The following is a 14260-nucleotide window of genomic DNA, read 5'->3' as shown; positions in this document are numbered from 1 at the left end:
CAGGCGTGGGCGAACTGCGCCCGCGCTCACCGTTTTGACACTTGGCTTAACTCAACTGGGGTTCGATCTGGGATTGTTGGCCACATGCGTGTTGATCCTGCGAATGCTCCATTCAACAGAATCCCGCATTGCGCGCCCCAAGGCCAAATCAAACGCTTTGATCAGATCTGATGTCTGGTCGCTTGCGGCAACGACATTTTCCTGAAACGAATTCGAAGCGATAATCTTGTCGTCGTATTCATCGATGACCTTGATGTTCATGCGCACTTCGATACGGATTTTGTCTCCGTTCTCGGGATCCGCGACAACGATGCCCTGAAACTCGCGCAGGTCCGGTGCGATCACGTAATCAGCGCGCAGACCAACCGTTGAACGGCCGACGGCAGCGACTTTGCCAGAGTTCTCAAAGCTTTCGATCAACAGCGTCTGAACGATCAGGGGTGCGCGATCCACCCATCGCGCCCGTGGCAAATACTGAACCTGAAACGGGGTGGGCTGAATGGCGATCTGATCCGTGTTCACCGCGGCGGTTGCCGTTGGTTCTTCAACAACGATCTGTTTCTGTATTCGCGGCAGCGCTGACGAAAACGTGCTTTTGGGTGTCAACAGATACAGATCGTTGGGTTTCGCGGCTTGTTTCAAAGTGCCCAACCCGGCACATCCACCGACCAATGCAAACGTCAGAATTGCAAGTGCAGGCTTGATCATTGACGGAACTCCGATGCTTGGGTGCCCAGCAGAAACCGCGCAGGATCACGTTCGACCTTGTCCACCAGACGGTCGAGGCTGATTACCAGGCGTTGGGATTCTTCGACGAAGCGGATAAATTGCGGCAGACCCACGCGCAGGAAGTCTGACACCTGCCGGCGGTTGGTTTGAACGATGCCGTCAATTGTCCCCAGCAGCTCTGAGGCAGAGTTCGAAGCGCTCAGGACATCGTCTGAAATCTGATCGATCTTACCGGTGATGTTCGAGACTGTTTCGGTGACCTGGTTGGCCGCCTTCCGGATATCTTCCGCAACGGGCGCCACGTCTTCTTCCATGACGCGGTTGGCTGATTCAAAGGCCGTTTCCGCCGAAGACAGCGCACCTTTGGCCGTGTCCATTGCAGATGTGATCGAACCAAGTGTCGTGTTGGCGTTCAACACGGTCTCGTTCACGATCCCCAAAGTGACGCTGCCTTCATCCGACAAGAGGGTCAACCGTTCGGCCAGTTGCGACCCGCGTTCGATGAAAGGTCGAACGTCCTGCTGCAAGATGCGGTCTGCCGTTTCGATCGTCGTTTTCACTTCGTCCAGCGCAGCCCTGGCTGACTCGGACGCGGACTTGACCGAATTGAGCGTGTCCGTGCCGGTCTTGAGGGTCGTATCCGCCGTTTCGATCAAAGGGTCCAGACGTTTTGAAAATTCACCAATATCCTTGGCTGCACTGCCAATGTCGCTGGCCACGGATTCAAAGCTTGTCAATGTTTTGTCCAGCCGGCCGGTCGCAGAGGCAAGGTTGTCCAGAATGCTGCTCACGGCTTGCCGGTTCTTGTCGTCGACGACCTTGTTCAGGCTTTCCAGAAGTGTAACGGCCTCGTCCAGCACTTTTGGTGCGCCTTCAAACAATGACTGGATGGTGCTGCGCTTGCTTTTGATCACGCTGTCTTGCGGCAGCCTTTTGGCAGTCGGTGACCCGCCGGTAAGTTCAACGTAACCGACGCCGGTAACACCCAGCGATTGAAGCTGGGCGATCGTTTCTTCGGTGATCGGAATATCTGCATCCACTTCTATTCGCACGCGAACCTTGGAGGGATCGTCCTCGTCCAGGTTCAGAGAGATCACCTGCCCAACAGGAAGGCCGTTGAAATTCACCCCGCCCGCCGCCGAAAGCCCCGAGACGTTATCGAACAATACATCGTAATAAGCGTATTGGCGGGTCACTTCGAATTTCGCCAACCACAGGAAAAAGCCGAATACGCCCAACAGCCCCGCAAGGGTGAACGCGCCGATCAGGATGTAATTTGCTCTGGTTTCCATCGCCTTTACCTGTCCTGACCCTTCTGTTGCGCCGCGCGGGCGCGGGGGCCTGTGAAGTATTCCTGTACCCAAGGATGATCCACTTTGGTCATATCCTCAATCGGACCTTCAACCAGCACGCGTTTTTCTGCAAGCACTGCAATTCGGTCACAGATGGCGTAAAGGCTGTCCAGATCATGGGTGACCATGAAAACAGTCAACCCGAGGGCCTGCTGCAACTCGCCGATCAGTTCATCATATGCAGCCGCGCCAATCGGGTCCAATCCGGCGGTCGGCTCATCCAGAAAAACGATTTCGGGATCAAGCGCCAGCGCCCGTGCCAGGGCGGCGCGCTTTCGCATGCCGCCCGACAGTTCCGATGGAAACTTGCCGCAACTCAGCTGGGGCAGACCCACAAGGCTGATCTTCAACGCACCCAGCGATTCCATCAGTTTTTCACTGATGCCCGTATGTTCTCGCAGTGGGGCCATCACGTTTTGCAATACGGTCAGCGATGAAAACAGCGCACCGTCCTGAAAGGCCACGCCCCAGCGGCGTTCGATCCTGCGGCGTTCCTCTTCGGGGCCGTTCAGGACATCCACTCCCAGCACTTCTATACTGCCAGCAGCAGGTTTGTTCAGACCCACAATTGTACGAAGCAAGACGGATTTTCCGGTTCCGGACCCGCCAACAATGCCCAGAACCTCACCGCGCCAGACATCAAGGTTCAGATCGTCATGAACCACCTGCGTTCCGAATTGGTTCCTGAGACCGCGAACGCGGATCACGGCGTCACGCTGCACTGCGGTCTGTTCCGTTTCGTGTTGCGTGCTATCGTTCATGTCAGATTCCGATTTCGGAAAAGAAAATCGAAAACAATGCGTCGATTGCAATCACCATGAAAATGGATTGCACAACCGAGGCGGTTGTACGCTGCCCCACACTCTGGGCCGACCCTTTGACCTGCAAGGCCTGCCAGCATGCGATGACCCCGATGACCAGCGCAAAGAACGGTGCCTTGATCAACCCAACTGCAAGTTGCCAGACGTCGGTGTTTTCCTTCAAACGGGTGACAAACATGCCCGGGCTTACGCCCAGATCGATCCAGCTCATCAGTGCGCCGCCGAACAGGCCGGCCATATCTGCGACAAAGCCAAGAATGGGCAGCATGATCAGCAACGCCAAAACACGCGGAATGACAAGAACCTCGATCGGGTCAAGGCCCAGTGTTCGCATGGCGTCGATCTCTTCCTGTACTTTCATCGAACCAATCGAGGCCGTGAATGCCGAACCCGAGCGGCCGGCGACGATAATGGCGGTCAGCAAAATTCCCAGCTCTCGCAGAATCGAGATCGAAATCAGTTCGACCACAAAGATCTCGGCCCCGAACTGTTTCAATTGTGTCGCACCCTGAAAGGCCAGCACGACACCGATCAGAAAACCCATCAGGGCCACGATGGGAAGGGCTTTGACCCCGGTTTCCTCCATATGAGTGACAAGGGCCGCTTTGCGCAGGCGCCACGGCATGACCAGGGTCCGAAACAAGCGGTGCAGGGTAAGGCCCAGAAATTCGAGGATCGACAGGGTATCCTTCCAGGCCCCGAATGTGCCCTGACCCACATGAGCGACCCAGTCCAGAAAACCGCGAGGCTCCTCAAGCTTGCCGGGTTTGTCCGGGATGCTGCGTGTCACCGTGTCTATCAGTGTCGCATGTGCGGGTTTCACGCCTTGAAACTCCAGCGTGGCACCGTTTGACGTGAACCTCCGGCCTAGGTCCGCAACCAGCCAGGCCCCGCCCGTATCCAGTGCTTCTATGCCGGACAGATCAAAAACGACCTTGCCCCCGCAAGGTTGGACCGCAGCAAAATCACGCTCCACGGTTTGCAGGGATTGTGTGAGCAACTCACCAGAAATGCGCACTTGATTGCCGCTGGCGTCGCGCTCTGATGTTATCGTTGGCTGCGTCATGGTGCCATGTGAAGTAAAACATTCAATGCCTGCAATGACTTTGTGCCCTTTGACCCGGTTTTTGCCGGAAAGGATGGCCTTGGCGTCACGCCGGACCATGAGCAGGAGCTAGCATAACTGGAGACTTGGGCGTTACTTTTCGCGGCTCAAGTCAGGCAGGAAAAGAAAACGCAGGGCTGTTCGACTAATCGGTTGCGCGAAAAACGGAAGCGGGACACATTCCGCTGCGGAACCCTGGGTGCGGAATTCGGAGAAGTCGGTATGCATCACGCCAAGAACGTTCTGTTCATCATCATCGATCAATTGAGGGCAGATTGCCTGAACGGCGCTCTGGCCGAGCACGTGCAGCTACCGAACCTGCGGGCTTTCATGGACGAGGCGGTAAGTTTTACGCGCCACTTCTCTGTCACCAATCCCTGTGGGCCATCCCGCGCATCGATTTTGACCGGCCAATACGCGATGAACCACCGTTCCGTGCGAAATGGTACCCCACTGCGTCATGATACGCCGAACATCGCCACGGAAATGCGAAAGGCGGGTTATATGCCGATGCTGTTCGGGTACACCGATACGTCTGCCGATCCCCGGGTCCATGATCCCAACGACCCCGTGCTCAAATCTTACGAACAATCGATGAACGGGTTCCTTGAAGTTGTCGAAATGCGCCTGGAAGAGTCTTACCCCTGGCGATCATATTTGATGAAAAATGGCTATACATTCGATTCATATTGGGATGTTTACAAGCCTGTCTCAACGGATGGTCAAACGCCCAAGCTGAACGACCCGGCCATGTATCGGGCTGAACACAGCGACACAGCCTTCCTGACCGATGCGTTTCTGGACGGGATTGCACCTCATCAAGGCGAGGGATGGTTTGCTCATCTGACGTACATCCGTCCGCATCCACCTTTGGTTGCGCCTGCCCCGTATAACGACATGTACGATCCGGCGGAAATCCCTCTGCCGAAACGCCTGCCGAGCGAAGCCGCTGAAAAGGCGCTGCATCCGTTTTTCGGGCCAAAGCTGGACGCCTACACGGCAGAAAAGTTCGTTCATGGCTTTGCTGACGTGGAGCCAACGGATGAAAATATCCGCACTTTGCGTGCCGTTTATCTGGGATTGGCGACCGAGGTCGATCACCATATCGGGCGCGTCGTTCAGTATCTCAAGGACAGCGGGCAATACGACGATACCATGCTGGTCATTACGGCTGATCATGGCGAAATGTTGGGCGACAGGTACAGCTGGGGCAAAATGACTGTGTACGACGCTGCCTATCACACACCGTTGATGATACGTCTGCCGGGGAACGAGGCCATGGCCGGCGCGAAAGTGACCGTTCCTACCGAGTCGATTGATGTCACGCCGACTATCCTTGATTGGATTGGGCAGACTGTTCCAAACGCCATGGATGGCAGGTCTTTGCTGCCCTTGTTGCACGGCGACGTTCCCGATGACTGGCGCAGCTATTCCTTCAGCGAGCTGGATTTCTCGGAACCCGAAGAACCGACCCTCTGGCAACAGCGGTTGGGAACGGGCAACATTGATTCCTGTCTGGGAATACTGCGGGACGAACGATTCACGTTGATCGAATTTGCAGCCGACCTGCCGCCGATCCTGTTTGATCACCAGGGACAGGGAGAATTCGAAAACCTTGCGGAAAACCCTGCGTTTGCGGTTGATCTTGCCCGGTTGGGCAGACAGATGCTGCGCCATCGGATGCGAAACATGGATCATACCTTGTCGTTGCACTCCATCACGTCCGAAGGCGCGAAGTCCCGTTCCAGATATTAGGATCACCGCACGCTTTCGCGCTCTTTTCAGTCGGATCATGGAAGTTGCATGAGACGTTTTGTCGTTCATCAATTCCACTACCGGCGCATCAATTCTGATGGTACCCATGGGGCGTGGAGAAGACGAACCTGGACATCACCGAACAGCGCATAAAGGCGATGACGACTGCCGGACTGAATCTCATCGGTCAGGCGCTTTCGATTTATGACAGCAACCTGAAACTGGTGCTGAGCAATCGTCGGTTCAAGGAAATGTTCGACCTGCCGGACGAGCTGGTCGAACGCGGAGCTTTGTTTCGGGATACCATCCATTTTCTCGCCAGCCGTGGCGAATACGGTGACGAAGAAAGTGTGGAAGAAATGGTGAACCTGCGCGTCGAGCAGGCTTTGGCTTTCGAGCCCCATTACATGGAACGCGTAAGGCCCAACGGGCAGGTTATCTCGATAGAAGGCGCGCCGTTGCCACAGGGCGGATGGGTTGCGGTCTACACTGACATTACCGGCACCCGGCGTGCAGAAAACCTGCTGCGGGCGCGATCAGAAGAATTGTCGGAACAATTGCTCGGCCACGCCGAAGAACTGTCTGCAACCAACCGAAAGCTTGCGGCCACGATCAAGGCATTGGAAGAGGCCAAACGCGAGCTGACCGAAATCGAAGCCCGCACACGCATGATGACCGAAATGATGCCGGCTCATATCGCGCATTTGGATAGCACTGGTCGATATGACTACTCCAACCGCCGTTTGAGCGCGGTCCTGCCCGGACGCCCGTCGGAGATTCTTGGGCTTCACATATCTGAAGCGCTTGGTGCCGCCGCGTATCGGCGGGTCAAAGCGCATCTGGCAAAAGCCTATGACGGAGAAACCTCCGTATTCGAGTTCAACGAGGATCAGGATTCCCGCCGTATCCGCGTTTCATTCACGCCGGATGACGCCGGTGGCGTCTATGTAATGTCGGTTGATATCACCGAAGAAACGCAGGCGCGCGTCGTTTTGCAGCAAACACGCCGCCGGGCTATGGCCGCCCAGATGACCAGTGGATTGGCACATGACTTCTCCAACTTGCTGACGATCATCCTTGGGATGCAGTCCAAACTGAACAAAATGGACCTGTCGGATGAAGCACATGAGCTGGTTGCCGCGACACAGCAAACGGCGCGTCGGGGTGGGCAATTGCTGAATCGGATTGCGGACATGACCGGGAACCGAACGCCACATCCTCAGGCCACGGACATGAAGGCGCTGCTGGAAGACCTGAGAATATTGGCCTCGCCTTCCTTGCCGCGCGGCGTCGGTTTGTCGGTGGTCAACACTTTGCCCGACCGGGCTTTGATGCTGGACCCGGGAATGGTGCAGGATGCGTTGCTGAACCTGGTGCTGAATGCGCGGGATGCCTGCGGCAGTTCGGGCCAGATTACAATCAGCGCGCATACCATCGGAGAAATCTGGGTTGAAATCACCGTATCGGACACCGGCCCGGGCTTTACACCTGAGGCGCTGGAAAAGGCGCTGAACCCGTTCTTTACCACCAAGGGAAGCGACGGGTCGGGGCTTGGACTGCCCATGGTGTATGACACTGTCAAGCTGGCCGGGGGCGATCTGAACCTCAAGAACACGCCATCAGGCGCATCCGTCGTTTTGCGGTTGCCCTATCGGCCAGCTCCGCCCGTGCAAGACGGTCTGGTACTTCTGGTCGAAGACAGCGAAGATCTGCGGGGGCAGTTTCGGGATATGCTGGTAGAGCTGGGCTTCGCCGTCATCGAGGCCAATTCGGTAGATGAAGCGCTGGCGTTGATAAACAGCGTTGAAGACATTTCTCTGGTCCTGTCCGATATCCGTCTCGAAGGAAGTGGTACCGGTCTGGACATTTTGCGGCAGGTGAAGCCGGGATTGCCATGTATCCTTATGACATCGCTGCCCAGTTCGGACCCGTTGTACCAGCGCGCCCTTGCGTTGGCCCCGGTGTTGCGTAAACCGTTTTCGCAGGCTCAATTGTCAGCCCTGATCCAAACCGAGGCCGCCTGATGACGCAACCGCTGGTTACCATCCTCGACGACGAACCCGAAATCCGGCGTATCCTGACGGACGCTCTGGAGGATGCCGGTTTCCGTACGCAGAGTTTTTCCCGCGCGCGAGAATTCGAGGCTGCGCTCAACCGTGTGACGCCCGATGTCTGTCTGGTCGACCTGTCATTGCCGGATACGGATGGGCTGGCGTTGGTTCATCGTCTGGCGTTGGAACAAGGCGCGGCCGTGATCATCATTTCGGGGCGCGCGCAGGTGCAGGACCGTGTTACGGGGCTGGAACTTGGGGCAGACGATTATATTACAAAACCGTTTGACCCTGCGGAAGTCGTGGCGCGGATCAGGGCAAGGTTAAGAACACCCCGCACTCAGACCTCTCATTCGGACACGGCGGAATTCAACGGCTGGACCGCACATTTTGACCGATACGTCCTTGAAAGTGAATCAGGTGACGAAACGCCGTTCAGCCATGCAGAGGGGGAAGTCCTGCGGCTGTTTCTGGAAAGCCCCAAGCGGCTGATCAGCAGGGGACAAATGCAGGAGTCCCTGGGCGGCGCAGCCGGAGACAGTTTTGACAGGGCGATGGATGTTCGGATTTCCAGGTTGCGTACCAAGCTGGGAGAGGATCCCAAGAACCCGCGGTTGATCAAGACGATCTATGGGGCGGGGTATATATTCTTGGGTGATGTCGGTTGGAAGTAGTCGCAGATCCAACCGGCCGAGACTTGGTCAGATGAGTTGTCTTCCATGCCTGTTCAACCCTTTCGAGCCTTCCGTGCTGAAGCTGCTGACACCGTGATTTCCGTATCGGAAGTGACACGTCTGTCCCCAATTACCCTATCGCTCATTCGCGCAATGCCTGATCCTTTATCTTCACAACCGGTTGCAGAATATAATCCAGCACTGTTTTGCGGCCAGACAGAATGTCCACTTCGGCAATCATTCCAGGTATGATTTCGACCGCTATGCCATTCCCATCAAGCATGGTACTTTTGGTTCGGATCTCGACCACAAAGACCTCTTCGTCATTCCGCTCTGATCGTGTGACCGTGTCTGCACCGATGCGGATGATTTCACCATGCAGCGCCCCGTATCGTGCGAAATCATAAGCCGTGATTTTGACCTTCACAGGCTGACCAGCGTGCAGAAACGCGATATCCTCAGGCTTTACATAGGCTTCAACCAGCAATGTGTCGTCCAGCGGTACGATTTCAACAAGGTCCTCTCCACTGCGAGCAAGACCGCCGATGGTGGAGCGATGAATCCGGTTTACAATGCCGCGTACAGGAGACCGAACCTGCGCCCTTGAGGCCCGGTCGCGCAAAGCGGGCAGGGCGGGTTGCAAGGCAGCCAGCTCGGCAGTGGCAAGCGCCAGGTCCGTCAGCGCGGCGCTGCGAAACCGGCTTCGCACCGCTTGAATCCGATCGTCGATTTCGTCCAAGCCCGTTTGCAACCTGTTGGTCACAGCTTCTGCCCGCACCTTGCGACCGCGCCATTCGGCTTCACTTCGCCGCAACGCAAGCAATGTTGTTGCAGGCTCCATTTGACGCTCGACCAACGGCGCCATGATGGCCCTCTCTTCGGCCAGGACCACCAGGGTTTCTTCTGCCGTCACTTGATCGACCAGGCCTTCCTCAAACTCTCGCTGTTTTTGCTGACGCTGACGCTCCAGGATGGCTATTTCCGCCTCCAACTCAGCCTGCCGGCCTTGGTACAGTGCAGTTTCGGATTGCACGACGGTAGGCGCGCCATTGATCAGTTGAACATCGAAATCCAGTTGTGTCCCATCAATTTCGGACCGAAGACGTTGGATGCGCGCCATCAGCCCGAACGCGCGTTGCTGTTCCTGACTGAGCTGACTGTCAATTTGGGTTGTTTCCAGTTCCATCAGCAGTGAACCTTTTTCGACCAGTTGGCCTTCGCGCACGTGCAATGACTGCAATACGCCGGGCTCGGTGGCTTCGATCAACTGGATGTCTCCGGAAGGCACGATCCGGCCGTCCACGCGCGTGACATCGTCCAGCTCAGTCAGATGCGCCCACAATAGCGCGGCGATCAGGCAGAGCAAAATCACCAAAAGCAGCAAGGAACTCCGAACAGGAGAGCGTCCCTGCATCTCGCGCGCCAGGGTGGCCAGATCAGGATGCTGCGACATTCAAGCGCCTCCCTGTCCGACGAACATGTTGCGTCAGCATGCTTTTGGGGCCATCCGCCGCGATTTTCCCGTGTTCAAGGATGATGACTCTGTCAACAAGCTCCAACAGGCTGGTTCTGTGTGTAATGACAACCATGGTGGACTCTGCCGTGCATTCTTTCAGACGTTGGATTACCTGGGCTTCGGTTTTGACATCCATCGCGCTTGTTGGTTCATCCAGCAGGAGAACCGGCGGACGGCCTATGAGTGCCCTTGCCAGGGCAATGGCTTGCCGCTGTCCGCCAGAGAGGCCTTCGCCGCGTTCCGCGAGTTGAAGATCGTAACCCCCGGGATGGTTGGCCACGAAATCCTCAACCCCGGCGGCGCGGCCTGCTTCGATCAGTTCGTGATCTTTTGGCCGGATTGTGCCGCTTGCGATATTGTCCCGGACTGATCCGGAAAAGAGCCATATATCCTGCAGGACGGATCCGATATTGCGTCGCAGATCGCCAGGATCGATCTGGCGGATATCAAGGCCGTCGAATGTGACAGATCCAACACGCGGCGCGTACAATCCCAGCATCAGACGTGCGATGGTGCTTTTCCCGCAGCCAATCTGACCCAAGATCGCCACTTTTTCACCCGGTTTGATCGTGAATGAAACGCCTTGCAGGGTATCTTCCCCCTGATCAGGGTAGGAAAAATACACGTTGTTGAAGGCGATCGCCCCTTTGAAATGGGGCCGGTTCACCCATGTTCGGCCTTGTGGGCGTTCGCTTTCCGCCATCATCAGCGCGTTGAGGTTTCGGTATGCGCTTCGGGCTTGGTTAAGCCTTGTCAACGTTTGCGCCAACTGCCCCAAAGGTGCCAGTGCCCGCCCTGTCAGCATCACCGAGGCAACCAAAGCGCCCATGCTGGTCTGACCGTCTGTGATCAGAAAAACACCATAAAATACGATCAACACCTGTGCCGCTTGTTGCGTAAAACCGGTGAGGTTAAGAGCAAATTGTGTAACGGCCCGGCTCTGAGCACCGTGCGAGGATTGCCGTTCTATCGCCTGCTCCCATCGGGAACGCATTTGCCGGCCCGCGGCCGTTGTCTTTATAGTTTCAAGGCCCGAGACAGCTTCTACGAGGACCGATTGTTTGGATTGCCCGTCAGACAGGCTCTTTTCTGCCATGCGGGACAGAAGCGGCTGTACGGCCAAACCTGTCAGCAGAACCACAGGCACGGCCAGAGCCGGGACCAATGCCAGTTGTCCGCCGACCAGGTAAATCACAAACACGAACAACCAGATGAACGGCAGATCCACGACGGCAACAAGCGTTGCGGACGTGAAGAACTCACGCAGGGTCTCGAACTCACGGATGGTACTGGTCATAGCGCCGGTGGAACCCGCGCGTGACTTCATCTGGATATTCAGAACGTGGTCGAAAATTCGCCGCCCCATGAGCAAGTCGGCTTTTTGCCCGGCCTTGTCGATGAACGCTGCTCGCAGCAATTTTAGCGCGAAGTCAAATAGCAGCGCCAAGGCCACGCCCGCCGTCAAGGCAATGAGCGATTCGGTTGCCTCATTGGGCAACACGCGATCATAGACAACCATGATAAAAACTGAGGTCGACAAGCCAAGAAGGTTTGCCAGTGCCGCAGCGAGAGCAACTTGTATGTAAGTCCATCGATTGGCGGACAGCGCCGCGCGAAACCAATGACCTCGGTAAGCCGTGTGACCGGTGTCCAATTCATCTGTATGATTTCGCCGAAACAAGACAGCGAAACCGGTGTAGGACTTGGCCAGCTGTTCTTCTGAAACTTCGCCGATTCCTTCGCCAAGTTCCGGGTCATAGACCAGCAAGGCACCGTTTTTTGCGCGGCCATGGTACACAACCGCCTTGTTTTCGGTCATCAGCAACAAGGCCGGAGCCAATGCTTCGTCAAAACTCGCGATGCGCCGCGCGCCATAGCCCGCCTGTAGACCTGTGTTTTCCGCCACCGAGAGGATGTCACGAACAGTCAGATCCCCGTCCGAACCGGTCTGCGACGCCTGGATCGTTGCAAGGGTCAGTGGGCGTTCAAGCGTCGCGGCGATATTCAGAATGCAGGCTTCGTAGCATGTCAAACGGGCGCGGTCCTGCATTGATTTCAACGTGCTCATTTCACCTCGTTCCAATTGCCAAGCGAAAGTCCGAGCAGGTCCAGAATGTCTCCGGTAAGGCTCAGTGCCGCGTAGTTGGTCAGAAAATAACTCTGTTCGGCCAGAATCAGGCGTTCTTGCGCATTTACGTAATCGCGTTGAGCGTCCAGAATTTCGATCAGGCTGCGACGCCCAATCGAGAACTGTGCGCGGGATGCAGTAACACTGTCGGCATTGGCAGTTGCCGCAATACGGGCCGCGCGCAGCCGTTCTGCGCCTGCTTTTTGATCGGATCGAATAAAGCGCAGCTCCCGCATGATTTCGCGAACCAATTGCTCTCTCGCGAATTCTGCTTCTTTCACTTTGGCTTCTGCTGCTGCGATGGCGGCGCGGCGTTGGCCGGTGCTGTCCAGCTCGTAGTTGAAAGAAAGATCGACGCCAAAATTTGCATCCCGAGTGTCATCCTGGTTGGCAAATGCGGCGACCCGAACATTCGGTTTCCGCCGTGCCTGAGCTGCCGACCACTCCGCTTTGGCTGCCAGCAAGCCAGCATCCGCCCTGCGGATCTGAGGGCTGTTCATCACGATCTGGGCATCACTTCTATTCAGCAGTGGGGCCGGTACAGGAGGGGGCAATGAGCCAGGAAAAGTCCCGAACACTTCTCGAAACCGCGCTTCGGCCCGATCAGTTAGTGCTCGTGCGTCAGCAAGTCTTGTACGTGCATCCGCCATTCTGGATTGTGCGGTCAGAACATCTGCATTTGATCCGGCGCCACCCGCTGTGCGTTCCGAAATCTGACGCACCAGTTCTTCATGGACCGAGACATTGTCGGCCGCGATGCGGAGCAACTTTCGTTGATCAAGGACAAGCACATAGGTCTCGATGGCGGCCAGAGCCGTGGCCGATGCCGTCTGAATTTGATCGCCCCGTGTTTCCAGAACACGTGCCCGGGCTGCCGTCAGATCCCCCGAGGCAGCCCCACCGTCATAAACCAATTGTGAAATTCTCAGATAGGGTGAAACATCTGCAATATCCGATTCGACCCGTTCGGACCGTGCATTTATTCCCAACGATATCTGTGGAAGAAAGGCGCCTTCGGCCGCATCTTGATTGGCTGATGCGATATCCATCCTGGTATTACTTTGCGCCAGTGTCGGGCTTGTCTCTACCGCCTGGCGCACGCGTTGCCCGAATGCACTGCTGCTGAGCTTTGCCGATGGCTTTGCTGCCCCGGCACCGGTGGTCCCGGGTGCAAAGGATACTGCCACTGAAGTCAAATCAGGAGGCGGCGTGCAGGCAGACAACGGTATTGCAAGCAGAGCGAACGCAACCCAGGACAAAACTGCTTTACAGGAACGCATGATGACCCTCCTGCCTGCAATGGTCCATGGCTTCTTCTTTCTGTTGCGCCGCAACCAACGCGTCCAAGAACCCTGAAACACCGGTGGTCTGTTGTGTAAGAGAACCATCAGCTTCCCGATGCGCGCGGGCATGTGCATGTGTCAGCCAGATACTGTGGGTCAGCGAAATCTGATGAGCGTGAATCAGTCGCAAACCCCCATTCGAAGTAAGCAGTGACAAGTGCGCGCGGGGAATTTTCTCCAGGGCGTTCTGCGTGACGCCAAAATGCCCGCTCGGAAACTCAACTCCCTGAAAAGTGGTGAGCGGACCAAACAATCCCATGTCCGCAAGAACACGACACAGATGAGTTGTGTATTTCATCGACTCTTTCAGGGCGCGAAAGAAAGCTGCGACTTTTTTCAGCTCCGGCGCAAGTTGACCTGATTTGTCGAAGAATGTTTCGTCCTCCGGATTGTCAGTGATAAGCCCCGCCGTTTCGTCGACAAGCAATTCGTCACGGCCGTCACCATCCGGTTCAATCAGTCGTGGCCGGAACGGAGCACAGCGCAAGACGCTTGGCACATAAGTCGCGAGCCATTTGCCATGTGCTGACACAAATGGCGTAGGCTGGTCTGATTGCATGGACAATACAGCCACTGGATAAAACCCGTGTTCAGATTTCCGAAAAGTGATTGGAAATGTGGCGGCGGCCTGAAGAATTTCTGCTTCGACCACAGGGCAATCTGCCATAGTCCGTGCGAAATCGAACGAGGTGAACCGCCTCCAGAACCGATGACCATGTCTTCCAAGACTGACCGGAGTTAAGCCATTCTGTGCCATAACCGCCTCATGATGTTGAATTACGTCTG

11 protein-coding genes are annotated in these 14260 nt (G+C 56.2%); 3 read left to right on the top strand and 8 right to left on the bottom strand.

Features of this window, described 5'->3' with window-relative positions; all coding sequences use genetic code 11:
• Nucleotides 1-51: 51 nt before the first annotated feature.
• Genes GOW09_RS10315 through GOW09_RS10300 form a run of 4 tightly spaced genes read right to left on the bottom strand, consistent with a single transcriptional unit; the run spans nt 52 to nt 3968 of the window.
• The gene (locus GOW09_RS10315) at nt 52-708 is read right to left on the bottom strand and encodes an ABC-type transport auxiliary lipoprotein family protein (protein ID WP_171117998.1); all 657 of its coding nucleotides are present in this window, start codon (nt 706-708) and stop codon (nt 52-54) included.
• Nucleotides 705-2021 carry an MlaD family protein gene (locus GOW09_RS10310; protein WP_171117997.1) on the bottom strand — a complete coding sequence of 439 codons (1317 nt, stop codon included), beginning with the start codon at nt 2019-2021 and terminating at the stop codon, nt 705-707. Before GOW09_RS10310 ends, GOW09_RS10315 begins: the two co-directional genes overlap by 4 nt.
• Before the next feature lie 5 nt (nt 2022-2026).
• Nucleotides 2027-2842, bottom strand: a complete 816-nt coding sequence (locus tag GOW09_RS10305) for an ABC transporter ATP-binding protein (protein ID WP_171117994.1) — start codon at nt 2840-2842, stop codon at nt 2027-2029.
• 1 nt (nt 2843) lies between these two features.
• The gene (locus GOW09_RS10300) at nt 2844-3968 is read right to left on the bottom strand and encodes an MlaE family lipid ABC transporter permease subunit (protein ID WP_171118456.1); all 1125 of its coding nucleotides are present in this window, start codon (nt 3966-3968) and stop codon (nt 2844-2846) included.
• A gap of 261 nt (nt 3969-4229) precedes the next feature.
• Here GOW09_RS10300 and GOW09_RS10295 point away from each other — a divergent pair, with 261 nt between their 5' ends.
• The 3 genes from GOW09_RS10295 (at nt 4230) to GOW09_RS10285 (ending at nt 8487) form a co-directional block, all read left to right on the top strand.
• Nucleotides 4230-5762, top strand: a complete 1533-nt coding sequence (locus tag GOW09_RS10295; RefSeq protein WP_171117992.1) for an alkaline phosphatase family protein — start codon at nt 4230-4232, stop codon at nt 5760-5762.
• Nucleotides 5763-5920: 158 nt separating this feature from the next.
• Nucleotides 5921-7786, top strand: coding sequence for a PAS-domain containing protein (locus tag GOW09_RS10290; protein WP_371808045.1), 1866 nt, complete (start codon nt 5921-5923; stop codon nt 7784-7786).
• Entirely contained in the window at nt 7786-8487 is a 702-nt protein-coding gene (locus GOW09_RS10285) for a response regulator transcription factor (RefSeq protein ID WP_152460491.1), read from the top strand. The genes GOW09_RS10290 and GOW09_RS10285 overlap by 1 nt, the downstream gene beginning before the upstream one ends.
• Before the next feature lie 142 nt (nt 8488-8629).
• Here GOW09_RS10285 and GOW09_RS10280 read toward each other — a convergent pair whose 3' ends face one another.
• Genes GOW09_RS10280 through GOW09_RS10265 form a run of 4 tightly spaced genes read right to left on the bottom strand, consistent with a single transcriptional unit; the run spans nt 8630 to nt 14231 of the window.
• Nucleotides 8630-9940 carry an HlyD family type I secretion periplasmic adaptor subunit gene (locus GOW09_RS10280; RefSeq protein ID WP_171117990.1) on the bottom strand — a complete coding sequence of 437 codons (1311 nt, stop codon included), beginning with the start codon at nt 9938-9940 and terminating at the stop codon, nt 8630-8632.
• Entirely contained in the window at nt 9924-12071 is a 2148-nt protein-coding gene (locus tag GOW09_RS10275) for a type I secretion system permease/ATPase (protein WP_254442723.1), read from the bottom strand. Before GOW09_RS10275 ends, GOW09_RS10280 begins: the two co-directional genes overlap by 17 nt.
• Nucleotides 12068-13411: a TolC family protein gene (locus GOW09_RS10270; RefSeq protein WP_171117987.1), complete on the bottom strand. Its 1344-nt coding sequence runs from the start codon at nt 13409-13411 to the stop codon at nt 12068-12070. The genes GOW09_RS10275 and GOW09_RS10270 overlap by 4 nt, the downstream gene beginning before the upstream one ends.
• A complete protein-coding gene (locus GOW09_RS10265; protein ID WP_171117985.1) occupies nt 13398-14231 on the bottom strand; it encodes a SapC family protein in 834 nt (277 codons plus the stop codon). Before GOW09_RS10265 ends, GOW09_RS10270 begins: the two co-directional genes overlap by 14 nt.
• Between the last annotated feature and the right edge of the window lie 29 nt (nt 14232-14260).

The organism is Ruegeria sp. HKCCA5463, from assembly GCF_013034175.1.
GTDB lineage: Bacteria > Pseudomonadota > Alphaproteobacteria > Rhodobacterales > Rhodobacteraceae > Ruegeria.
The sequence above is the reverse complement of the archived record's forward strand: the minus strand, read 5'-3'. Positions and strand labels throughout refer to the sequence as shown.